A 21124-nucleotide genomic window follows, 5' to 3' on the forward strand; every position below is an offset into this window, starting at 1 on the left:
TCCATGGCTGAGTGCCCCGACTGCTCCTGCTGCCAGGAGACGCCGAAGCCTTTTGACCCGTTGCCCCGCGCCGCCTACGCGGACCGGTTCGGCCCGACTGTCCGTGACCGTGTGCGCCTCGCCGACACCGCGCTGCAGATCAGGATCGAAGACGACTGGTCAGGCGGTCCCGGGCGCAGCGGCAATGAGATGGTCTTCGGCGGCGGCAAGGTGATCCGTGAGTCGATGGGGCAGTCCATCGCGCCGCGTGACCCGGGCAGGACCGACAAGGCTGCGGGCAGCACGCCTGTCGAGCCACCCGACACCGTGATCACCGGGGCGGTCGTCCTGGACCACTGGGGCGTCGTCAAGGCCGATGTCGCCATCCGTGACGGCGCCATCGTCGCGCTCGGCAAGGCGTACAACCCCGAGACCATGGACCGTCTGCACGACAAGGCGCGCAGGCACAACGGGATCGGCCCGAAGCCCACCGACTTCGTCATCGGTCCGGACACCGAGGTCATCGCGGGCAAGGACAGGATCCTCACCGCCGGCGGGATCGACACCCACGTCCACTTCATCTGCCCCGACCAGGTCCGTGAGGCTCTGGCCGCGGGCGTCACCACCCTCATCGGCGGCGGTACGGGCCCGGCGGAGGGCAGCACCGCCACCACCGTCACGCCCGGATCCTGGCACCTCGACCGCACCTTCGAGGCGCTGGACGGCTTCCCGGTCAACATCGGGCTGCTCGGCAAGGGCGCCACCATGTCCGAGAAGTCCATGTACGACCAGGTGGACGCGGGCATCATCGGTTTCAAGATCCATGAGGACTGGGGTGCCACTCCGGCCGTCATCGACAAGTGCCTGGAGGTCTGCGAGAAGACCGGTGTCCAGCTCGCGCTGCACGCCGACTCGCTGAACGAGGCGGGCTTCGTCCAGGACACCATCGACGCCGTCAAGGGCCGTTCCATCCACGTCTTCCACGTCGAGGGCGCCGGCGGGGGACACGCCCCCGACATGATCAAAATGGTGCAGGAGGGCAACGTCCTGCCCGCCTCCACCAATCCGACCCGCCCGCTGACCGTCAACACGGTCAAGGAGCACTTCGACATGGTGATGGTCTGCCATCACCTCAACCCGAAGGTCGAGGAGGATCTGGCCTTCGCGGACTCCCGCATCCGGCCCTCCACCATGGCCGCCGAGGACATCCTGCACGACCTCGGCGCCATCTCGATCATGTCCTCGGACGCCCAGGCCATGGGCCGCATCGGCGAGATGATCATGCGCACCTGGCAGACCGCACACGTCATGAAGGTACGCCGCGGCTTCCTGGAGGAGGACCAGCCGAAGGACAAGCCGGAGATCCAGCCGAAAGGCAAGAAGGCGAAGGACAAGGCGGAGCTGGGGGACAAGACACCGGAGCCTGAGCCACCGCTGGCCGACAACAGGCGCGCCCGCCGGTACGTCGCGAAGTACACCATCAACCCGGCCCTCGCCCAGGGCATCGACCAGGTGACCGGGTCGGTGGAGACCGGCAAGCTGGCCGACCTGGTGCTGTGGGAGCCGAAGTTCTTCGGCGTCAAGCCGCACATGGTGATCAAGGGCGGGCAGATCGCGTACGCGCAGGTGGGGGACGCCAACGCTTCCATCCCGACCCCGCAGCCTGTCCTGCCGCGCCCCATGTGGGGGTCCACCGGCCTGGCGCCCGGTGTCATCTCCTACAACTTCGTCACCCAACGCGCCATCGACCACCTCGCTGCCGGGCGAGCCGCCGCCGAGAAGACCGAAGACGCTGGGCGGCCCCAACGACGCAAGCTGAACAAGCAGTTCCGGGCGATCAAGGACACGCGCAAGGTCAAGAAGGCCGACATGAAGGAGAACAACGCCACCCCGAAGGTCGAGATCGACGCCGACACCTACGAGGTCATCGTCGGCGGCGCCAAAGTGACGGACGTGACGACCTATGTCGAGGACCAGATCGTCGACCGGGCGCCCGTCACCGAACTCCCCATGGCGCAGCGTTACTTCCTCTTCTGAGAACCCGAGAGGGCGAAAGGTGACCCCTAAAAGATGAACCGCGCCGCGCTGTTCGTCCTGGCCGACGGCCGGTTCCCCGCCGGAGGGCACGCACACTCCGGCGGAGCCGAACCAGCCGTGGCCGCGGGCCGTATCAAGGATGCGGCCTCGCTGGAGGACTTCTGCCGGGGGCGGCTGCACACCGCGGGCCTGGTCGCGGCCGGGCTGGCCGCCGCATCGGCCGCGGGCCACGACCCGCTGGAGCTGGATGAGGCCGCCGACGCCCGCACCCCGGTACCCGCCTTGCGGACCACCGCCCGCAAACTCGGCCGCCAGATGATGCGGGCCGCCCGCGCCACCTGGCCGTCGGGCGAGCTGGACGCGCTCGCCGCGGCCCGGCCACGAGGCGCGCACCAGCCGGTGGTCTTGGGCCTGGCCGCCCGGTCGGCCGGGCTGGCGCCGCTGGATGCCGCGTACGCGGCGGCGTACGAAACCGTCAGCGGACCGGCCACGGCGACGGTCCGGCTGCTGAGCCTGGACCCGTTCGACGCCACCGCCGTACTCGCCCGCCTGGCTCCCGACCTCGACAAGACCGCCGCCGCAGCCGCCGCAGCCGCCCAGCGCATCCCCGAGGACGGGACCGACGCGCTGCCCGCCGCCTCCGCGCCGCTGCTGGACATCACCGCGCAGCAGCACGCCGCCTGGCCAGTACGCCTTTTCGCCTCCTGACCACACCACGAGACCACGCACACGACGACACGCTGGACAGGGGCCCCTATGCACCTTGATCACGATCTCGACGAGACGTTTCCCGAACGGCACACCTACAGCGCAGCCCCGAAGGGGCCCGACGGAACCCGGCGCGCTCTGCGCATCGGCCTGGGCGGCCCGGTCGGCTCGGGTAAGACCGCCACCGTCGCCGCCCTGTGCCGCGTCCTGCGCGACGAACTGTCCATCGCCGTGGTCACCAACGACATCTACACCCGCGAGGACGCCGAGTTCCTGCTGCGTGAGGCCGTGCTGCCCGCCGAGCGGATCACTGCCGTCGAGACCGGCGCCTGCCCGCACACCGCCATCCGCGACGACATCTCCGCCAACCTCGAAGCCGTCGAAGACCTGGAGGACGCGCTCGGTCCCCTGGACCTGGTCCTGGTGGAATCCGGCGGCGACAACCTCACCGCCACCTTCTCCAAGGGGCTCGTAGACGCCCAGATCTTCGTCATCGACGTGGCCGGCGGCGATGACATCCCGCGCAAGGGCGGCCCCGGCGTCACCACCGCCGACCTCCTCGTCGTCAACAAGACCGACCTCGCCCCGTATGTGGGCTCCGACCTGGAGGGCATGGCGCGCGACGCCAAGGCCCAGCGCGGCGAACTCCCCGTCGCCTTCACCTCCCTCAAGAACGAGGGAGGCGTCAAACCAGTGGCCGACTGGGTACGCGAGCGCCTCACCGGCTGGACTGCGGGCCCCACATGACCCTCGCCGCCCCGCCCACCGTGCCGGCCGCACCGCGGGCTGCCGTAGGCGTACGGGCTACCGCTCGCGTCTCGGCGGCCACCAGCGGCGGCACCACCACGCTGCCCGTCCTCGACGGCGACGGCCCCTTCGAACTGCGGCGCCTGCGCTCACGAGGCACCGAGGCACGGGTGTGCGTCGTCGGCGCCATGAGTGCCCCACTCGGCGGCGACCGGCTGCGCATCGAAGCCACCGCCCAGCAGGGCGCCGCCCTGCACATCACCTCCGCAGCCGCGACCCTCGCCCTGCGGGGCCCGACCACCGAGCCCGCCACCTACGACGTGCAGCTGACCGTGGAAGAGCACGCGGAGCTCCACTGGCTGCCCAAGCCGCTGATCTGCGCGGCCGGCAGCAATCTGCGGCAGACCTGGACCATCCACCTCGCTCCCACCGCACGCCTGGTGCTGCGCGAAGAGCAGATCCTCGGACGCACGGGAGAGCCGCCTGGCCATGTGGCCACGCGGCTCACCGTCCGCCGCGCCGGGCGCACCCTGCTCGACCAGGAAGCCGAGTACGGGCCTGGCGCACCCGGCTGGGACGGCCCAGCCGTCCTCGCCGGCCACCGCGCAACCGGACAACTCCTGGTCGTCGACCCAGCCTTCGAGAACCGCCCTCCTGAAGTCCAACTCCTCGGCGACTCCCCGCAGGACGGCCAGGCCGTACTGACACCACTCGCCGGACCTGCCGCGCTGGCCACCGCCACCGCCCCGGACGCCCTCCGCCTGCGCCACCTCCTTGACACAGCACACACGTGAACAGAGCCCGACCGGGGGGCCGGCGCGCGGCGGACAGCCCTTAGGGCCTGTCCGGCGGATCTTCTCGGGTCCCCGGCACCCGTCCCCTCGGCCCTGCGGGCCCGCGGGAGGCCCCATCTCGCTGCGTTGTCTTCAGTCGCAGCGTCGGCCAGTCGGCCACCCGCGAGGGACCGCTCTGTCGCCGTTATCCAGTGTGATCCGGCTGAGGGTGTAGCGCCGGTACGCGAGTGGACTTCGCGACGGCCGTCGGCGTGACCGGGGTGAAGAAGTTGACGAGGTTCCCGTCGGGGTCGCGGAACAGCAGCGACCGGTTGCCCCAGGGCATCAAGGTGGGCTCGTTGACGAAGTCGGTGACGAAGCCGGTCAGGTTCCCGTGCACGCGGTCCACGTCGTCGACCAGGAACTCGATGATCACGCTGTGGTTGTCCGCCGGGCGGGCGGCCCCGGGTGCGAACAACGGGACGGTACGCGTGCTCGCGATCGCGAGGCCGGCGCTGTGGGTCACAAGTTCGGCGAAGTCCTCGGTGGCCCAGGACGCCTGCACTCCGGTGGCCTTCTCGTAGAACTCGACGAGACGTGCGACGTCGCTGGTGATGATGCGGATCGAAACGAAGTCCATGGTGTTCTCCTCGGCTGTCGGAGTCGCTGTACGCCGCAGGCTAGGACAAATAGTGGACAGAATCGGTCCGGTATCCGCGTTAGGCTCGGAACATGTCTCGACCTGTCGGCCGTGTGCTGACTCTCCTGGAGTTGCTGCAGTCGGGCGGCACGCGGACGGTGGCCGAACTCGCCGACCGGCTGGGCGTCGACGGGCGCACCGTGCGGCGGTATGTGGACCAGCTGATCGACCTCGACGTGCCCGTGCAGTCGGTGCGCGGCCGCTACGGCGGGTACCGGCTCGCCCCCGGGTACCGCTTGCCTCCGCTCATGCTCAGCGACGACGAGGCGCTCGCCGTGCTTCTCGGATTGGTCGTCGGCCGCCGGGCGGGGTTGACGACGACGGCGGAAACGGCAAGCGAGACGGCGGCGGCCAAGATCCGGCGGGTGCTGCCCGAGCGCCTCGCCCGCCGACTCGACGCGGTATTGGAATCCCTCGCCTTCACGGAGCAGCCCGGCGAGTTCGCCACCCCGGACGTGGGGGTCCTGCTCACCCTCGCCGATGCGGTGGGCCACCACCGACCGGTCTCGATCAGGTACACCGACCGCGACGGCCGGCGCAGTGACCGCACGCTGCACGCGTACGGGCTCGTCACCCATGCGGGCCGGTGGTACGTCACGGGCACGGACCCCGAGATCGGCGAGGACCGGACCTTCCGGCTCGATCGCCTCGTGGATGCCAGGGCGCTGCCCGGCTCATTCGAGGCGCCCGCCGGACTCGATCCGGCACAGCGCGTCCTGTCCGGGTTCGCCACCGCTGAGTACCGGTATCAGGTGACCTTGTGGGTCCACGGGACGGTGGAGCAGATCCGCGCCCGCCTTCCCGCCAGCGTGGCGACCGTAAGCGAGCCCGCCCCCGCGGCAGGCGCGGACCCGGCGGCCGAGCGCTGGCTGCGCGTCGAGCTGCGGGCGGAGCAGCTCGACTGGCTGCCTCCCGTACTCGCCTCACTTGACCGGCCGTTCAGCATCGAACGCCCTGATGAACTGCGCGAGCTCGTCATCGCGCTCGCCGACCGCCTCGCGTCCTACGCCGTAGAGGGATGACGCCCCAGATCTGGACGTCAAGACCCAGCGAGGCAGCCTCGCCGGCCACCGTTTGCCGATTCGTGCGGGTGCCCGCCTCCGGTGTGGGTGGAGGCGGGCATCCGCACGGGGTGGTTCAGGTGGGGTCGGGTCAGCTGCGTGTGGCGTTCGCCGCCGCGGGCTCGGGCTCGGGCTCGGGTGTGTGCGCCGGTGTGGGGCCGCCTTCGCTGAGACCGAACCGGTTGTGGAACTTTCGCAGGCTGCGCGGCGCGTACCAGGCCGAGCGGCCCAGCAGGCGCATCGCGGCGGGGACCAGGACGCCGCGGATGGCGACCGCGTCGATGAGGATGGCCAGCCCGGTGCCCAGGCCGAACATCTGCATGAAGCTGAGCTGTGCCGTGCCGAAGGCGAAGAAGCTCACCGCCAGCAGGCAGGCCGCCGCGCTGACGATGCGTCCGGTGTGGCCGAGGCCGTCGGCCACCGCGGTCTCGGTGTCCGCGCCCTGATCGTGGAGTTCCTTGATGCGGCTGGTGACGAACACCTCGTAGTCCATGGAGAGTCCGAAGGCGATGCAGAACAGCAGCACGGTCATCGAGGTGTCCATCGGCTGGGGTGTGAAGCCGAGGAAGGAGGCGAGGTTGCCGTCCTGGAAGATCCACGTCATCACGCCGAGGGCCGCTCCCAGACTGATCATGTTCAGGACCAGGGCGCGCAGGGGCTGCACGATGCTGCCGGTGAACAGGAAGAGGAGGAAGAAGGTGCTCACCGCGACCAGGCCCGCCGCGAGGGGGAGGCGGTCGGCGATGGAGTCCTTGGTGTCGACGAGTTCGGCGTCGCTTCCGCCGACCAGGGTGGGTGACTCGGCCGGCGGTTCGGCCGCGCGCACTTCCTCGACAAGGCTCTGGGCCTCGTCCGATTTGGGCGCGAGGGTGCTGACCACGTTGATCCGCTGAGCGTCGGGGCGGCCGAGGGCGGCTCCGGCAGGACCGGCGGCCTTCGACTGTCCGTCGGTGTAGGTGCCGGTGGAGGCTTCGACGCGGACGACGCCCTCGAGCCCGGACAGCCTGTCCGCGTACGAGGCCAACGGGCCTTCGTTCACGGGCCCGTCGATGACGACGTGGATGGCCGCGGCATCGTTGCCGTCGAAGTTCTCCCGCAGCACCTCCAGGACCTGGCGGCTCTGGGCGTCCTCGGGCAGCCCTCGCTCATCCGCCGTACCGAAGGTGATGCCGAGCAGCGGGCTGGCGGCCACCAGCAGCACCGCGAGCACCGGCAGTGCGGTGAGTGCGGGCCGTCGCATGACGGTGCGGGCCAGCCGTCCCCATACGGACGTAGGGGCCTTCGTCTGTCCGGCCTTCGTCTGTCCGGCCTTGGCCCAGGGGAGGCGGCCGCTGTTGACCCGGTGGCCCAGGACGGCGAAGAGGGCGGGCATCACGAAGAGGGTGCTGACGGCGGCGACGACCACGACGCCGACTCCGGCGTAGGCGAAGGAGCGCAGGAAGTACTGGGGGAAGACCAGGAGTGCGGCGAGGGCGACGGCGACCGTGGCGGCGGAGAAGGCGACGGTGCGGCCGGCGGTGCGCACGGTGTGGCGGACGGCGTCGTCGACCTCCGCTCCGGCGGCGAGTTGTTCGCGGAAGCGGCTGATCATCAGCAGGGCGTAGTCGATGCCCAGGCCCAGGCCCAGGGCTGTGGTGAGGTTGGTGGCGAAGATGGAGACGTCGGTGGCGCCGCCGAGGAGCGCCAGTTCCGCGAAGGTGCCCGCGATCGCGATGGTCCCGATGAGCAGCGGCAGCAGGGCGGCGACGACGCTGCCGAAGACGACCAGGAGCAGGATGAGCGTCAGGGGTATGGCGATCATCTCGGCCAGGAGGAGATCCTCGGGCGTCTGTGTCGACAGGTCGTTGCCGACGGCGGTGCCGCCTCCGGCCTGGATGTCGAGCCCGCCCTCGTACGCACCGGTGTAGGTGTCGATGACGTCCTTCGCGTTCGTCCCCTGCTCGGTCTCGTCGCCCTTCACGTGGGCGAGCACCATGGCTTGGCGGCCGTCCTCGGCGCGGAGGGCTGGGCTGCTCGCGTCCCAGTACGAGATCACGTTCTCAAGGTTCTGTTCCTTCTTGAGATCGGCCACCAGAGCCTGCCCGGCCTGCTTGGTCTGGGGGGTGTCGACGCTGCCTTCGGACGCCTGGACCAGCAGAACCAGGTTGGTCTGCCCGCCGAACTTGTCCTCGATGACTTGTTCGGCTCGGGTGGAGGGTGCGTCCGGGTCGTCGAAGCCGCCGTCGACCAGCTTGCCGAACGCGCCGGCGCCGACGGCACCCATGAGAACTACGGCCAGGGTGGCGACGATGAGTACCAGCCGGGACCGGCGGATCGCCAGTTCGGCTATGCGGTCAAACACGCACGATCTCCTTCATTGCGTTTCCTGCGGTGAATCGGCGTGAAGCAGCCGAGGGAAGCCGACGCGGTGCGCCGCGGATGCCCTACGCCCCGTCAGAGGTGAGGGTGAGGACTTGAGACGGGATGCGGTGCCGCACTCCTCGTCGCCGCTGACGACGTTAGCGAGGTGGAAGAAGTTTTGGCAGTGTTAGTTTTTCTTCACAGAGCACGCCTTTCGGGTGCCGTTCCCCGCTCCGTCGTCGTACGGTCGCCGCATGCCTCCAGACGAAGCCGCAACGGCCAAGCCCTCCCTGCGCCAGCGGCGTCGGGCCGTCGCCGTCCAAGAGATCGTGACCGCCGCCGAGTCCCACATCACCGGGCACGGGGCCGCCGCCCTCTCCCTGCGAGCGGTCGCGCGGGACCTCGGCATGACCGTGCAGGCGCTCTACCACTACTTTCCGAGCCGGGACGACCTCGTCACGGCGCTCATCGCCAAGGCGTACGAGGAGCTGGCCGATGCCGTGCAGGCCGCCGTCGACGCCGGCCCGTACGACACGGCGATGCCGCGCCTGGTGGTCGCCACCGAGGGCTACCGCCGATGGGCGGTCGCCAATCCCGAGCGCTTCCAGCTCCTCTACGGAACGCCGCTGCGCAACTACCAGGCACCCGCCGACGGCCCTACCACCCAGGCAGTCCGCCGGATGAGTGCGATCTTCCAGCGGGAGATGTTCGGTGGGTTCACGGCGGCGCAACTGGACGCGGCCGAGACCCCCGTGCTCTCGCCCGCCTTCAGGGCGCACCTGGAACACCTGCCTCCGGACGGTCTCGGCGACCTGCCGCCTGCCGCGACCGCGCTGCTGCTGAGCGCATGGGGGCACATGCACGGCCTCGTCGCCCTCGAAGTGTTCGGGCACACCGGCTTCCTCGGCGCCGACCACCAGGCCGAGGTCTTCCGCCTGGCGATGCGGAACATGTGGGAGGACATCCACCGGCGGATTCCGGCCGGTATGCCGGAGCAGGATCCACCCTGCTGAGCGCCCACCGGAATGGCTGTCCTCGGCGGCGGGGACGGGCCGGGACCCGGCCCCGGACCGTGTCCCGCTTCCGCCGGCCGTGCTCCTGTGCCTCGGCACGCTGTCCGTCACGGCGCTGTCCGTCACGGCGCTCTCCGTCACGGCGGTGCATGCCACGGCGTCCGCCGCCGCCCACGGCCGGGGCCGCTCGGCGAAGCGTGCGCCGCCGGACAGGGCCGTACCAGCGGCAGTTGGAGCGCTGTCTGAAGCTGTGCGTGGACGGGCGCCAGTCGTCGGCGGACTGCGCCGCAATCCGCGGCTTCCAGCGCGAGCATCGCCTCGAACGCAAGGACGGATACGCGGGGCTGGAGGGCTATCGCCAGACGCAGATCGTGCGGGCGGGCAAGGACCCGAACGCCGACGGCTCCTGCCCGGTGAACGTCGGCACGGTGGTGTGTGTCGACATGACGCCTCAGCTCCTGTGGCTGCGGAGCTGCGAACGGCTGGACTACGGCCCCGTCGCCACACGCACCGGCAGGTGGGGCGAGCAGACCAGGCCGGGCCTGCACAGGATCTCCCGCCGCGTCCGTGAGACCGCAGTCCCCGAGGGGTACGTCCTCCCGAAGCAGCCGGTGACCGGGCCTTACGAGGTGACGTCCGAGGACGGCGTCGTGGTGAAGCTCGGCAGCAAGCGGGGTGAGCCGGGCAAGGGCCGGTAGGCCGCAGCCGTACTCGCTCTCACGACCATGGCTTGGACGCCACAGGTTCAGGCGGCCAGCTCGCCGGAGGGCGGCGCCGTCGCCCGCTACGGGCAGCAGAAGATCAACCTCCAGCAGGACGGCTGGCGCGACGCACGAACCTGCGTGGTCCACTCCGAGGCCGACGTGTGCTGCGTCAAGACCCACGCCGAGGCGGACAGGACACTGGGGTACTCGCGTGCGAGCGACCCGCTGCTGCGCAACGCGAAGGCCGACGCCAAGGCGCTGCCCGCATGTGCCAACGGCTGGCTGTGCCTGTATGAGAACGCAAACGGCGGCGGACGGCGGTTGATCTTCAGCGAGCGCCAGTGGCACAACCTCACCGAGTACGACTTCAATGACAAGACGCCGTCCTGGCGCAACAACCAGACGGATTCGGCGGGATATCTCGCCAGGGACTTGGGCGGGAATGGCGGGTCGATCGCCTTGAGTGCCAAGTCGTACAGCTCCAACCTCGGCAGTTACAACGACTGGGCAGGCTCGGTCGCTGCGTGACGGTCAGCACGTAGCGCGCGCGGTCCGTCAGGCAAATCGACACCCGCACACAGAAGTGCCTTCCGCCGGGGCCGAGGGATTCCTCGGAGAGGTTCACCACCCCCGTCCGGAAGGCACTTTCGCATGCCCGCCCCCACCGCCGTCCGCGCACCCGGCTGAGTGCCGGCCTGGACGTCACAGAACGGGTTCTCGTCGAAAAACTCAGGTGCGAGTGAGGATGGCCCCGGGTATCACATCGGATCAGTGGTCGAGGCCGGAAGCGAGGACTCGCGAGTGAGGCGTTCCAGAGTTTCTCGTATTGATTGTCAGCATTTCCTTCACCGTACAGAAACGGGAATCCGGAAAATGGGAATCCATATTTCCTGGGCTACGTTCGACCGCGGCCTTTCCGCAGTTGCACAGAAGTGGTTCAAGTGTGCAACTTGCCGCCGCTCACCCATGTTGAACAGGGAAGTGTTCAACTGCTCCCATGTTGCACACCATGTCGTCGGCTCTCGGCGGCGTGACGATTCCCTTCCGGATCCCAGGCCGGCACGGATTTCGCGGCCCTCCCGGACAGGGAAATTCCGGAGCATCGACAGAACCGCTTGACGTTCTCCATTCGATGCGCCGAGTATGGAGCGAATCCGTTGACCGGAGTTCGGGAAAACCCTTACCCGTGGCGCTCTTGTCGAGGCCAGCCGCCAGCCGTGGCAGGATTCTGCCTGCATTCCTGCGGTTTCCCGATCTCAGCCCTCGTACTTGTCGCAAGAAAGGTGTTCGCGTGATCGGCAGCAGTCTGGAAGTGTGCCTCGTCGGCGTCGGCCCCCGCGGGCTGTCCGTCCTGGAGAGGCTCTCTGCCCACGAGCGCAAGTCCCCCCAGTGGAGCCACATCACGGTGCATGTCGTCGATCCGGACCCACCGGGGGCGGGCCGCGTCTGGCGCGCCGCCCAGTCCCGTCATCTCCTGATGAACACCGTCGCCTCACAGGTCACCGTCTACACCGACGCGAGTGTGAGCATCACCGGCCCGCTGGAAGAGGGGCCCAGCCTGTACCAGTGGGCCAAGTGCCTGACGCACAGCACGCTTCCGTCCGACGCCGCCGCGGCGTATGACGAGGAGACGCTCGCGGAGGCCAGGGCCCTGGGGCCGGACACCTACCCCACCCGGGTCTTCTACGGGCACTACCTGAGCTGGGCGTTCCGGCAGGTGACCACGCACGCTGCCGAGCACATCGAGGTACGGGTCCACCGGAGCCGCGCGGTGGCTCTGGACGATGCCGGTCCGGATCATGCGGGGCCGGGTGATGGGGGCCCCGAGGGGGCCCAGACCGTGCTGCTGGAGGACGGCACGCGCCTCACCGCTCTGTCGGCAGTCGTGCTGGCCCAGGGCCACGTCGACGCCCTCCCCACCGGTACCGAGAGCGAGTTGACCCACTTCGCCGCGCAGCACCACCTCACCTACCTCCCTCCGGCCAATCCCGCGGACGTCGACCTCGGCTCCGTCGCGCCCGGCGAGACCGTGCTGTTGCGCGGCCTCGGCCTGAACTTCTTCGACTACATGGCGCTGTTGACTCTCGGCCGGGGCGGCTCCTTCGACCGCATGGCCGGCGGACGGCTCATCTACCGGCCGTCCGGGCGCGAACCGAAGATGTACGCGGGCTCGCGACGCGGGGTGCCCTACCAGGCGCGGGGGGAGAACGAAAAGGGTGCGGACGGCCGCTACTTACCCCGCCTGCTCACCGTCGAGCGCATCGCCGCGCTCCGCGAACGCGCCGCCGGAGGAGAGCCGGTCCGCTTCCGCGCCGACCTGTGGCCGCTGATAGCCAAGGAAGTGCAGGGCGTCTACTACGCCGCGCTGCTGACGGCCCGAGGCGCCCCTTTGGGCAGCACGTCCGGCAGCACCGTCGACGGCAGCGCCGTCGCGGAGTTCACCGCCCGCTATCTGGCCGCCGCCCCCGGCCCGGCCGAGGAGCGGCTGCTCGACTCCCTCGGCATCCCCGAAGACCAGCGCTGGGACTGGGAGATGATCGCACGGCCCTACGGGACGCGTGCCTTCGCGAGCCTCGCCGACTTCCGGTCCTGGCTGCGCGAGTACCTCGCCCGCGACGTGCGCGAGGCACGGGCCGGAAACGTCAGCGGGCCCGTCAAGGCGGCGTTCGACGTGCTCCGCGATCTGCGCAACGAGATACGGCTCGCCGTCGACCACGGCGGTCTCGACGGCACTTCGCACCGTGACGAACTGGAGCGCTGGTACACACCGCTCAACGCCTTCCTGTCGATCGGCCCGCCCGTCTCCCGTATAGAGGAGATGGACGCGCTCATCGAGGCGGGAGTCCTCGACGTCACCGGCCCGGGAATGCGCGTCCGTGCCGAGGCGGGGGACGCGGAGGGGGCGTGCTTCGTGGGCACCTCGGCCCAGGTGCCGGGCCTCCGGGTGCGGGCCACCGCGCTCATCGAGGCCCGCCTCCCCGAGGTCGGACTGCGGCGTACCGCCGACCCGTTGATGCGGCACCTGCTGGGTACCGGCCAGTGCCGCCCGTACGTCGTGCGCGGCGTCAACGGTGCGGACTACGAGACCGGCGGCCTCGCCGTCTCCGAGCGTCCCTACCACCTTCTGAACGCCCAAGGGGCCGCGCATCCAAGGCGCTTCGCCTACGGGGTACCCACCGAATCCGTGCACTGGGTCACCGCCGCCGGGATCCGTCCGGGGGTCGGCTCCGTCACCCTGGAGGACTCCGACGCCCTCGCGGGCGCGGTGCTGGCCCTGCCCCCGCTGCCCGCAGCGGTCGCCAGCCACGGGCACCTGCCGGGTCACGGGCACGGGCATGAGCACGCGACGAGTACGGCAGGAGGGGCGGCATGAGCGAGCGCACGCCTGACCCCGTGGGGGAAGCTCCCACGGAGACGGCCGGGGCGGACACCGGGTCGGACGTGGGGCTGCTCTCGCCCGTACGGGTCGGCACCCCGGTCGAGTCGGCGGTCGGCGACCATGCCTGGCTGCAGGCGATGCTCGACGCCGAGGCCGCACTGGCCAGGGCTCAGGCGAGCGTGGGCACCGTCCCCGGCTGGGCGGCGCAGGCGGTCACGGCAGCGGCCCGTGCGGAGCGTCTGGACGTGCGGGCCCTGGCACTTGAGGCGCGGGAGACGGCGAACCCGGTGGTGGGCCTGGTGAAGGCGTTCACCGCCGTGGTGGCCCAGGATTCGCCGAACGCCGCCGAATATGTGCACCGGGGCTCCACCAGCCAGGACATCCTGGACACCGGGGCCATGCTCGTCGCCCGGCGTGCCCTGCTCCTGATCACCGCGGATCTGCGCCGCACGGCCGCCGCCCTGGCCCGTACGGCACAGACGCACCGTGACACGCCGATGGCGGGCCGGACACTCGGCCTGCATGCCGTGCCCACCACCTTCGGCCTCAAGGCCGCGGGCTGGCGGCAGTTGGTGCTGGAGGCGGCCGAGCGCCTGGAGCGGGTGCTGCACGGGGGGCTGCCGGTCTCGCTCGGCGGCGCCGCGGGCACCATGGCGGGGTACCTCCAGTACGCCGGGGACGCACAGTCTTCCGCGCCTCTTCCGGCGCCGTCGCCCTTACCCCCGGCAGGGCCGGCCCGTCTCGTGGACGCCTTCGCCGCAGAGACCGGTCTGGCGCGCCCCGTCCTGCCCTGGCACGCCCTGCGGACTCCGGTCGCCGACCTCGGTGCGGCGCTCGCGCATGCCGCCGGGGCGCTCGGCAAGATCGCCGCGGATGTCCAGGTGCTGACCCGGACGGAGATCGCAGAGGCCGGTGAGCCTGCCGGCACGGGCCGGGGTGCGTCCTCCGCGATGCCGCACAAGCGCAATCCCGTGCTGGCGACACTCATTCGCTCCGCCGCTCTCCAGGTGCCCGCTCTTGCCGCCGTCCTCGTGCAGTGCCTGTCCGGTGAGGACGAACGCTCGGCGGGTGCCTGGCATGCCGAGTGGCAGCCCCTGCGTGAGTGCCTCCGGCTGACCGGCGGTGCCGCGCACACGGCCGTCGAACTGGCGGACGGGCTGGTGGTTCACCCGGAGCAGATGCGGGCCAACCTCGGGCTGACAGGCGGCCTGATCGTCTCCGAGCGCATCGCGGCGGTCCTGGCGCCCCGGCTCGGGAAGGTGGCAGCCAGGGAACTGCTCACCCGCGCCTCGGCGCGTGTGTACGACTCCGGCGAGACCCTGGGCGAGGTGCTGGCGGCGCTGCCCGAACTGCGCGGGGTGGTCGGTGACGAGGAGCTGGCCCGGCTGCTGGATCCCGGTGGCTACACGGGCGCGGCCGGGCCCCTGGTCGACCGGGCACTCGGCGGCGACGCGGGGTGAGGGGCCGGGCGGAGGCCGTAGGGTCCGCGGCGACGAGCCGTCTGACTCCGGAGAGCCCATGCCCCAGCACCCCTACCTCGACGTCATGATCATCCTGGAGCGGGGCGGACGAATCCTGCTCGCCGAACGCGCCAACACCGGTTACTCGGACGGCTGGTTGAACCTGCCCAGCGGCAAGGTCGAAGTGGGCGAGTGCGTCACCGAGGCGGCAGTGAGGGAGGCGCGCGAGGAGGTCGGGGTGCGCATCGCGCCGGACGAACTCCGTGCCGTGCATGTGATGCACTTTCGCAATCCGGAGGGGCAGGAGCGTGTCGGCTGGTTCTTCGCCACCGCCCAGTGGGAGGGCGAGCCCTTCAACGCCGAACCGCACAAGTGCGCGGGCCTGAGCTGGCATCCGGCCGACCGGCTCCCCGCCGGCACCATTTTGTACAACGCGCTGGGGGTCGCCCACTACCTCAAGGGCGACCCCGCCAGCGAACACGGCTGGCAGGGCCGGTAGTTCGGGCGCCGCCAGCCGCCAGCGCCAGTCACCTGCCAGCCGTCAGGTCACCGGCTCGGCGGCGCCCGGTGCCGCCTCGGTGAGCAGCGCCCGCAGCACGGCCTCGAACTGCTCGGCGGTGGGAGGCTGTTCCCGCAGCAGCCCATGCATCAGCATGCCGTCCACCGCGGCCACCACGGTCCGGACCCGGACGGGGTCGCTGGTGTGTCTGCGGGCGAACTCGGCAACCGCCTCCAGCCAGCGGTGTGTCGGCGCCCGCAGCTCCGGCTCGCGCGCGGCGAGCAGGAACAGCTCGAACTCCGCGAGCAGCCGCGTCGGGTCGACGAAGAGCCGGGCGAACTGCTCCGCGAGTGCGGGGAGGGCGTCGGTACCGCTGTCGAAGACCGCAGTGAATTCGCGCATCACCCGTGCGCTCTCGTCCATGCAGCTGGTCAGCGCGGCGGTCAGCAGGTCGTCGATGCTGTCGAAATGGTAAGCGGCGGCGGTGGGGGAGAGGCCCGCCTCGCGGGAGACCGCCCGATGGCTCACCCCCGTCACGCCCTCGCGCGCGACCACGCGCAACGTCGCCTCGATCAGCTCCTGACGGCGGCGCTCTCCCTTGAGTCGACGCCCGTCAGTGTGGGGTTCGCTCAACGTGCACCTCCGGAGACCTGCTGCGGATACAAACGGTACGTGGTGCGACGGCGTCCGGGTGCCCCCGCGCGTGCAGCCCGAGTGGTCATGCGCGCGACGCACAGGGCTGGTCGTCCTGCCCCTCCGCGTCCTGCCCCTCCGCGTCCGGCCCCTCCGTCTCCGGCCCTTCCGCCCGCGGCCGCCCGCCGGCCCGCTCGGTCTCCGCCTTGCGCAGCAGCCCGTGGGCCGGGAGTGCCACCAGGAGTGCCGCGACGCCGCCGCCGACCGCCACCGCGAACCCGCCTTCCGGGCCGAGGCGGTCGACCGCCGCGCCCGAGACGGCTGCGCCGAGTGCGATACCGATGGTCAGGCCGGTGAGTGCCCATGTCATGCCCTCGGTCAGCTTCGACTCCGGGACGGTCTTCTCGATGATGCCCATCACCACGATCATGGTCGGCGCGAAGAACAGGCCGGAGACGAACACCGCCGCCGACAGCGCCACCAGCCCCTCGACCATCAGCAGGGGCACGGTGGTCAGCGCCGTACCGGCCACGCCGGCCAGCAGCAGCCGGGACGGCGCCGCCTTCGGGGCGAGCGCGCCGAAAAGCAGTCCGGCCGCCGCGGACCCGGCGGCGTAGGAGGCGACGACGAGGCCCGCCGCGGCGGGCCGGTCCAGCTCCTCGGCGAAGGCCACGCTGACCACGTCCACGGTGCCGACGATGACGCCGCCCGCCAGCAGCACCAGTACCAGCACCAGCACCACGCCCGAGCGGATCGCCGCCCCACCGTCGGCCGCCGTGTCCACCGGGTGCGTACGCGGTTCCGTGCCGCGCTGTGCGGTGAACAGCAGCACGCCCACCGCCAGCAGTACGACCGCCAGCAGAGGTCCGGCCTCCGGGAAGAGCGCCGTACACAGGGAGACCGACAGCGCCGGGCCGACCATGAAGGTGAGCTCGTCCACTACCGATTCGAGCGAGAAGGCGGTGTGCAGCCGGGGCGAGCCACGGTAGAGCTCGGACCAGCGAGCCCGCACCATGGCCGCCATGCTGGGCATGAATCCGGCGAGCACCGCGCAGACGAAGAGCGTCCACGTCGGCGCCCCGTAGCGGGTGCACAGCAGCAGTGCGCCGAGTGCGGCCACGCTGACGCCGGTGACGGGCAGCAGCACGCGGCCTTGCCCGCGCCGGTCCACCTCGCGGGCTATCCGGGGCCCGAAGAGCGCCATGGACAGCGTGAAGGTGGCGGCCACGGCACCCGCCAGCCCGTAGTCGTCGCGGCTCTGGGACAGCATGGTGATGATGCCGATGCCGGTCATCGACATCGGCATCCGAGCGACGAACCCCGCGGCGGAGAACGCCACGGAGCCTGGGGCGGAGAAGAGTTCGCGATAGGGGCTGGCCATGCCGGGGGACCTCCGGAGCGTTGGGCTGGGTGCCTGGCTGAGCGGCTGGGCTGAGCGGCTGGGCTGCGCCCGGGTGCGTGCAACGGGCGGCAGCGAGAGAAACAAACTGAACAAGCGCTTCAATTGAAACGCTCGCTAGATTATTCCTCCTCGTCCGGCAAAGCGAGAGCCGCCCGTCCGCGTGTGGGGGCGGGCCGCAGAAACCTGACGGCAGGTGTCAGGTTCAGATGCAACGCTCTGTCCGACAGCACAGCGGAGTCGGCAAGAAGGAGCAGAGCGATGAGCGGGCAGGACAGCGAGGCACTGGCCCAGCAGGTGCGAGGTCCGGTTCTTGTACCCGGCGACGAGGAGTACGAGGCGGAGACCGCCGGATTCCAGAGCGGTCTGAGAATCCGTCCGGCCGTCGCGGTCGGCGCCCTCGACGCGGAGGACGTACGGGCTGCCGTGTCCTTCGCCGCCTCCCGCTCGCTTCCCGTCCGCGTGCACTCGACCGGTCATGGCAGGCCGGCGGAGGCCCAGGGCGGGATGCTGATCAGCACCCGCCGGATGAACGAGGTGCGGGTCGACCCTGAGCGGCGGACCGTGTGGACGGGCGCCGGGACGCGCTGGGAGCAGGTGATCGAGGCAGCCGCGCCGTACGGCCTGGCCCCGCTGAACGGCAGCGCGCCGCACAGCGGCGTCATCGGCTACGCCCTCGGCGGGGGCATCGGCCTGCTGGCCCGTACCTACGGATACACCGCCGACCACGTCCGCGCCATCGACCTCGTCACCCCCGACGGCACCCTGCGGCATGTCACCGCCGCCCAGGACGCGGACTTGTTCTGGGCGCTGCGCGGCGGGCGGGACGGCCTCGGGGTGGTGACCGGGCTGGAGACCGATCTCGTACCGGTGCCGCGCCTGTACGGTGGCGCGCTGTTCTACGACGCCGCCGCCGTCAGCGGTGAACTGCTGACCGTCTACCGGGACTGGACGGAGGGGCTGACCGAGGAACTGACCTCCTCGTTGGGCTTCATCGTCCTCCCCGACATCCCGCAGGTTCCCGAACCGCTGCGCGGGCGGCATGTCGCCCAGTTGCGGGTGGCGTTCACGGGTGACGCGGCGGCGGGCGAGCGGCTGGTGGCGCCGATGCGCGCGGTAGGCCCGCCGCTGATCGACACGCTCCGCGAGATGCCGTACACCGAGAGCCCGTCGATCCACAGCGATCCGACCGACGCGCACGCGTACACGGGTACGAATCTGATGCTGGACGGCCTGGAGGTCGACGCGGTGCGGCAATTCGTCGAGCAGGCGGGGCATGAGGCGCCGGTCATGTGTGTGGTGCAGCTGCAGCATCTCGGCGGCGCGCTCTCGCGGGCGCCCGGTGACGGCGTCGGCAACGCGGTGGGCCACCGTGAGGCCCGGTATTCGCTGAGCGTTCTGTCGGGCGGCGAGGAGCTCGACGCGCCCGCCGCCGCCGCGTACCACCACAAGTTGGGGGAGCCGCTGGAGCACCGGAAGGTGGGCCGGTTCCTCAACTTCCTCTTCGGTGAGTCGGACGCGGATGAGCTGCGGGACGCCTACGAGCCGGAGACCAGGCGGCGGCTCACCGAGATCCGGGAGCGGTACGACCCGGACGGCCGCTTCCGCACACCGATCACGTCGCTCCCCTGACGGGCGGCCGGAGCGCTCGTGGTGCGGCGGTGCCGGGGTGCGGCGGCCTGCCCGGGCGGACTTCCGGTCTGCCCCGGGCAGGGCCGCGTGGGGGGCTCCCGTCCGGGGAAAGGCGACAACCGGATCACCGGACGAGTCTGGGGCGGGGCCGCGACGAGCGCGCGCAGCGCACGCGCACGCCGGTGACCCGCGAGGTCGTTACCGCTGGTCTGCCGTGCTGACCCGGACGTAGTCCACGACGAGCTCCTGCGGGAACGTCGTGGAGCCGTCCGGATCGCCGGGCCAGTAGCCGCCGACGGCGAGGTTGAGGATCAGGAAGAACGGCTTGTCGAACACCCATTCACGGCCGCCGAGATCGGCCGGTGTACGGGTCTGGTAGACGTTCCCGTCCACCGACCAGGTGATCGAGCCGGGTGACCAGTCGACGGCGAAGGTGTGGAAACCGTCGGCGAACTTCTCGCCGTTCGGCAGCGTGTAGCTCCCGCCGATGCTGTCCGCGCCCGAGTAACCGGGACCGTGCAGGGTGCCGTGCACGGTCCCGGGCTCGAAGCCGACGTTCTCCATGACGTCGATCTCGCCGCTCTCGGGCCAGCCGACCTGGCCGATGTCCTGGCCCAGCATCCAGAAGGCGGGCCACATCCCCTGGCCCCGGGGGAGCTTCATCCGGGCCTCGGCATGGCCGTACTGCTGGGTGAACCTGCCCGAGGTGTTCAGCCGCGCCGAGGTGTACTCGCAGCGGCCGTACCAGCACTGGTAGTTCCCCGGGTTCTCCTTGCGCGCGGTGATGACGAGATTGCCCTGCCCGTCGAGAGCGGCGTTGTCGCTGCCGCCCGTATACCACTGGCGCTCGTGGTTGTTGACGTTGTCGCCCGTCTCGATCAGCCATTTGCTGCCGTCGACCGCCGATCCGGCGGGGCCGTCGAAGCCGTCCTCGAAGGTGACGGCCGCCGCCGACGCGTCCTTGGGGGCGGGGGAGGGGGCGGGGGCCGAAGCGGCCGGGCCGACCGTCGACCAGCTCAGCGTGGCGGCCAGGGCGACGGCCACCAGCGCCGTCGTACGGGGCAGCCGCAGGCGGCGCCGCTGCAAGGGGCCGTCGCCTGCCGGGCTCTGGGGTCTGGGCTGCTGCTGAAGGTTCGACGACATGGAACTCACCTCATCGGTGCGGTGGGGGACGCTGTGGGGGAAGGTGATGCGGTCGGCGCGAGCCGGTACCGTCAGTGACTTACTTCAGGTCGTGAGTTAACTCTCTTGACATGGATTGGTCAAGAGTTGCCGCATGCCGTCAACTCTTTTACGCGCACGCGGGTTGGCCGCGCACACAATCATGTACGGACAGCAGGGCTCTGGGCCGGGCGCGGCCATACGGGTGACGTCGCTGATCCGGCCGGGTGACCCGGACCGGTGAGGGTCGTTGGTTACGTCATGGCAGTGATGCTGAGGCAGTTGAAGCGCTGGACGGCAGCGCCCTGTGAGTACGAAGAAACGGTTCCGCACAGCCCGGTGCCCCCTGTGCGCCCGATGAGCCCGGCCAGCTCCTTCGGGTCGCCGATCTATGAGGAGCTGCTGCACGAGTGGTCGCTCGCCGGGCGCAGCCTGCCGGGCGAGCCCGGTACCCCGCACGGCTACGGTGCCGAGCGAGCCCGCACACGCGGGGCGTACGGCCCGTGCGGCGCGAGTGGCCCGCCCGGCGCGTACGGCGCGTACGGCCCGCCCGGCGCGTACGGCCCGGAGGCACCTCGCCCGTACGACCGTCACGCCGCCCCCGGCGACGGGCCCCCGGGCCGGGGTGCGGCGGGCCACCAGTGCGGCGAGCAGGCCGCCACGCCCCTGCCGCCGCCGGATGAGGCGGGTCAGGCGGGCCAGGCGCGGCAGGTGCGGCAGATCAGCCCCGTCGGCCCCACCGTGCCCGTCAGTCCGCAGGAACCTGCCTGGGAGCGCATCGGCACGCTCTGACCCGCACGCTCTGTTCCGCACGCTCTGACCGGCACGCGCGCCGTACGCCGGATCGCTGCCATGTCCGTGTACCCCCGAAGCCGTCGCCCAGGGCAATCATGGGTGAG

The 21124-nt window shown here is 70.8% G+C and carries 17 protein-coding genes and 1 pseudogene; 13 read left to right on the forward strand and 5 right to left on the reverse strand.

Annotated elements, in window-relative coordinates; genetic code table 11:
* The first annotated feature begins 3 nt into the window (after nucleotides 1-3).
* Genes LHJ74_RS06175 through LHJ74_RS06190 form a run of 4 tightly spaced genes read left to right on the forward strand, consistent with a single transcriptional unit; the run spans nucleotide 4 to nucleotide 4265 of the window.
* Entirely contained in the window at nucleotides 4-2016 is a 2013-nt protein-coding gene (locus LHJ74_RS06175) for an urease subunit alpha (protein ID WP_260216569.1), read from the forward strand.
* Nucleotides 2017-2049: 33 nt separating this feature from the next.
* Nucleotides 2050-2724, forward strand: a complete 675-nt coding sequence (locus LHJ74_RS06180) for an urease accessory protein UreF (protein ID WP_260216478.1) — start codon at nucleotides 2050-2052, stop codon at nucleotides 2722-2724.
* A 48-nt stretch (nucleotides 2725-2772) separates the two neighbouring features.
* The gene (gene ureG / locus LHJ74_RS06185; protein WP_260216479.1) at nucleotides 2773-3471 is read left to right on the forward strand and encodes an urease accessory protein UreG; all 699 of its coding nucleotides are present in this window, start codon (nucleotides 2773-2775) and stop codon (nucleotides 3469-3471) included.
* On the forward strand, nucleotides 3468-4265 hold the full coding sequence (locus tag LHJ74_RS06190) for an urease accessory protein UreD (RefSeq protein WP_260216480.1): 798 nt from the start codon (nucleotides 3468-3470) through the stop codon (nucleotides 4263-4265). The genes ureG and LHJ74_RS06190 overlap by 4 nt, the downstream gene beginning before the upstream one ends.
* A gap of 184 nt (nucleotides 4266-4449) precedes the next feature.
* Here the strand turns inward: LHJ74_RS06190 and LHJ74_RS06195 are convergent, their stop codons facing one another.
* A complete protein-coding gene (locus tag LHJ74_RS06195; protein WP_260216481.1) occupies nucleotides 4450-4884 on the reverse strand; it encodes a VOC family protein in 435 nt (144 codons plus the stop codon).
* A gap of 92 nt (nucleotides 4885-4976) precedes the next feature.
* Here LHJ74_RS06195 and LHJ74_RS06200 point away from each other — a divergent pair, with 92 nt between their 5' ends.
* Nucleotides 4977-5966 (forward strand): helix-turn-helix transcriptional regulator, encoded by a 990-nt coding sequence (locus LHJ74_RS06200; protein WP_260216482.1) that lies wholly within the window; start codon nucleotides 4977-4979, stop codon nucleotides 5964-5966.
* Nucleotides 5967-6096: 130 nt separating this feature from the next.
* Here LHJ74_RS06200 and LHJ74_RS06205 read toward each other — a convergent pair whose 3' ends face one another.
* On the reverse strand, nucleotides 6097-8346 hold the full coding sequence (locus tag LHJ74_RS06205) for an MMPL family transporter (protein ID WP_260216483.1): 2250 nt from the start codon (nucleotides 8344-8346) through the stop codon (nucleotides 6097-6099).
* Between the two features lie 253 nt (nucleotides 8347-8599).
* Between LHJ74_RS06205 and LHJ74_RS06210 the strand changes: the two genes are divergently transcribed.
* From LHJ74_RS06210 to LHJ74_RS06235, 6 genes are all read left to right on the forward strand, one after another.
* Complete coding sequence (locus LHJ74_RS06210) at nucleotides 8600-9358, forward strand: TetR/AcrR family transcriptional regulator (RefSeq protein ID WP_260216484.1); 759 nt, start codon at nucleotides 8600-8602, stop codon at nucleotides 9356-9358.
* Nucleotides 9359-9555: 197 nt separating this feature from the next.
* Nucleotides 9556-10056 (forward strand): hypothetical protein, encoded by a 501-nt coding sequence (locus tag LHJ74_RS06215; protein WP_260216485.1) that lies wholly within the window; start codon nucleotides 9556-9558, stop codon nucleotides 10054-10056.
* A gap of 27 nt (nucleotides 10057-10083) precedes the next feature.
* A complete protein-coding gene (locus LHJ74_RS06220) occupies nucleotides 10084-10590 on the forward strand; it encodes a peptidase inhibitor family I36 protein (protein WP_260216486.1) in 507 nt (168 codons plus the stop codon).
* 763 nt (nucleotides 10591-11353) lie between these two features.
* Nucleotides 11354-13435, forward strand: coding sequence for an FAD/NAD(P)-binding protein (locus LHJ74_RS06225; protein ID WP_260216487.1), 2082 nt, complete (start codon nucleotides 11354-11356; stop codon nucleotides 13433-13435).
* Nucleotides 13432-14901 (forward strand): nitrosuccinate lyase, encoded by a 1470-nt coding sequence (locus LHJ74_RS06230; RefSeq protein WP_260216488.1) that lies wholly within the window; start codon nucleotides 13432-13434, stop codon nucleotides 14899-14901. Before LHJ74_RS06225 ends, LHJ74_RS06230 begins: the two co-directional genes overlap by 4 nt.
* 58 nt (nucleotides 14902-14959) lie before the next feature.
* Nucleotides 14960-15400, forward strand: coding sequence for an NUDIX hydrolase (locus LHJ74_RS06235; RefSeq protein WP_260216489.1), 441 nt, complete (start codon nucleotides 14960-14962; stop codon nucleotides 15398-15400).
* Nucleotides 15401-15442: 42 nt separating this feature from the next.
* Here LHJ74_RS06235 and LHJ74_RS06240 read toward each other — a convergent pair whose 3' ends face one another.
* Both LHJ74_RS06240 and LHJ74_RS06245 read right to left on the reverse strand, forming a co-directional pair.
* Nucleotides 15443-16033, reverse strand: a complete 591-nt coding sequence (locus LHJ74_RS06240; protein ID WP_260216490.1) for a TetR/AcrR family transcriptional regulator — start codon at nucleotides 16031-16033, stop codon at nucleotides 15443-15445.
* 85 nt (nucleotides 16034-16118) lie between these two features.
* Nucleotides 16119-17414, reverse strand: a complete 1296-nt coding sequence (locus LHJ74_RS06245) for an MFS transporter (RefSeq protein ID WP_260216491.1) — start codon at nucleotides 17412-17414, stop codon at nucleotides 16119-16121.
* A 279-nt stretch (nucleotides 17415-17693) separates the two neighbouring features.
* Between LHJ74_RS06245 and LHJ74_RS06250 the strand changes: the two genes are divergently transcribed.
* Nucleotides 17694-19064: an FAD-binding oxidoreductase gene (locus LHJ74_RS06250; protein WP_260216492.1), complete on the forward strand. Its 1371-nt coding sequence runs from the start codon at nucleotides 17694-17696 to the stop codon at nucleotides 19062-19064.
* Between the two features lie 213 nt (nucleotides 19065-19277).
* Here the strand turns inward: LHJ74_RS06250 and LHJ74_RS06255 are convergent.
* Nucleotides 19278-20207: pseudogene (locus LHJ74_RS06255) on the reverse strand (glycoside hydrolase family 16 protein); the annotation flags it as partial.
* Nucleotides 20208-20582: 375 nt separating this feature from the next.
* Between LHJ74_RS06255 and LHJ74_RS06260 the strand changes: the two are divergent.
* Nucleotides 20583-21017: a hypothetical protein gene (locus LHJ74_RS06260; protein ID WP_260216493.1), complete on the forward strand. Its 435-nt coding sequence runs from the start codon at nucleotides 20583-20585 to the stop codon at nucleotides 21015-21017.
* Nucleotides 21018-21124: the final 107 nt, after the last annotated feature.

Source organism: Streptomyces gossypii (assembly GCF_025165795.1).
Taxonomy (GTDB): domain Bacteria; phylum Actinomycetota; class Actinomycetes; order Streptomycetales; family Streptomycetaceae; genus Streptomyces; species Streptomyces gossypii.

What these genes read in the sequence shown, in the direction of transcription:
- LHJ74_RS06175 (WP_260216569.1), top strand. Translation starts at nt 4, where the DNA reads ATGGCTGAGTGCCCCGACTGCTCCTGCTGCCAGGAGACGCCGAAGCCT.
- LHJ74_RS06180 (WP_260216478.1), top strand. Translation starts at nt 2,050, where the DNA reads ATGAACCGCGCCGCGCTGTTCGTCCTGGCCGACGGCCGGTTCCCCGCC.
- ureG (WP_260216479.1), top strand. Translation starts at nt 2,773, where the DNA reads ATGCACCTTGATCACGATCTCGACGAGACGTTTCCCGAACGGCACACC.
- LHJ74_RS06190 (WP_260216480.1), top strand. Translation starts at nt 3,468, where the DNA reads ATGACCCTCGCCGCCCCGCCCACCGTGCCGGCCGCACCGCGGGCTGCC.
- LHJ74_RS06195 (WP_260216481.1), bottom strand. Translation starts at nt 4,884, where the DNA reads ATGGACTTCGTTTCGATCCGCATCATCACCAGCGACGTCGCACGTCTC.
- LHJ74_RS06200 (WP_260216482.1), top strand. Translation starts at nt 4,977, where the DNA reads ATGTCTCGACCTGTCGGCCGTGTGCTGACTCTCCTGGAGTTGCTGCAG.
- LHJ74_RS06210 (WP_260216484.1), top strand. Translation starts at nt 8,600, where the DNA reads ATGCCTCCAGACGAAGCCGCAACGGCCAAGCCCTCCCTGCGCCAGCGG.
- LHJ74_RS06220 (WP_260216486.1), top strand. Translation starts at nt 10,084, where the DNA reads ATGGCTTGGACGCCACAGGTTCAGGCGGCCAGCTCGCCGGAGGGCGGC.
- LHJ74_RS06230 (WP_260216488.1), top strand. Translation starts at nt 13,432, where the DNA reads ATGAGCGAGCGCACGCCTGACCCCGTGGGGGAAGCTCCCACGGAGACG.
- LHJ74_RS06235 (WP_260216489.1), top strand. Translation starts at nt 14,960, where the DNA reads ATGCCCCAGCACCCCTACCTCGACGTCATGATCATCCTGGAGCGGGGC.
- LHJ74_RS06245 (WP_260216491.1), bottom strand. Translation starts at nt 17,414, where the DNA reads ATGGCCAGCCCCTATCGCGAACTCTTCTCCGCCCCAGGCTCCGTGGCG.
- LHJ74_RS06250 (WP_260216492.1), top strand. Translation starts at nt 17,694, where the DNA reads ATGAGCGGGCAGGACAGCGAGGCACTGGCCCAGCAGGTGCGAGGTCCG.
- LHJ74_RS06260 (WP_260216493.1), top strand. Translation starts at nt 20,583, where the DNA reads ATGAGCCCGGCCAGCTCCTTCGGGTCGCCGATCTATGAGGAGCTGCTG.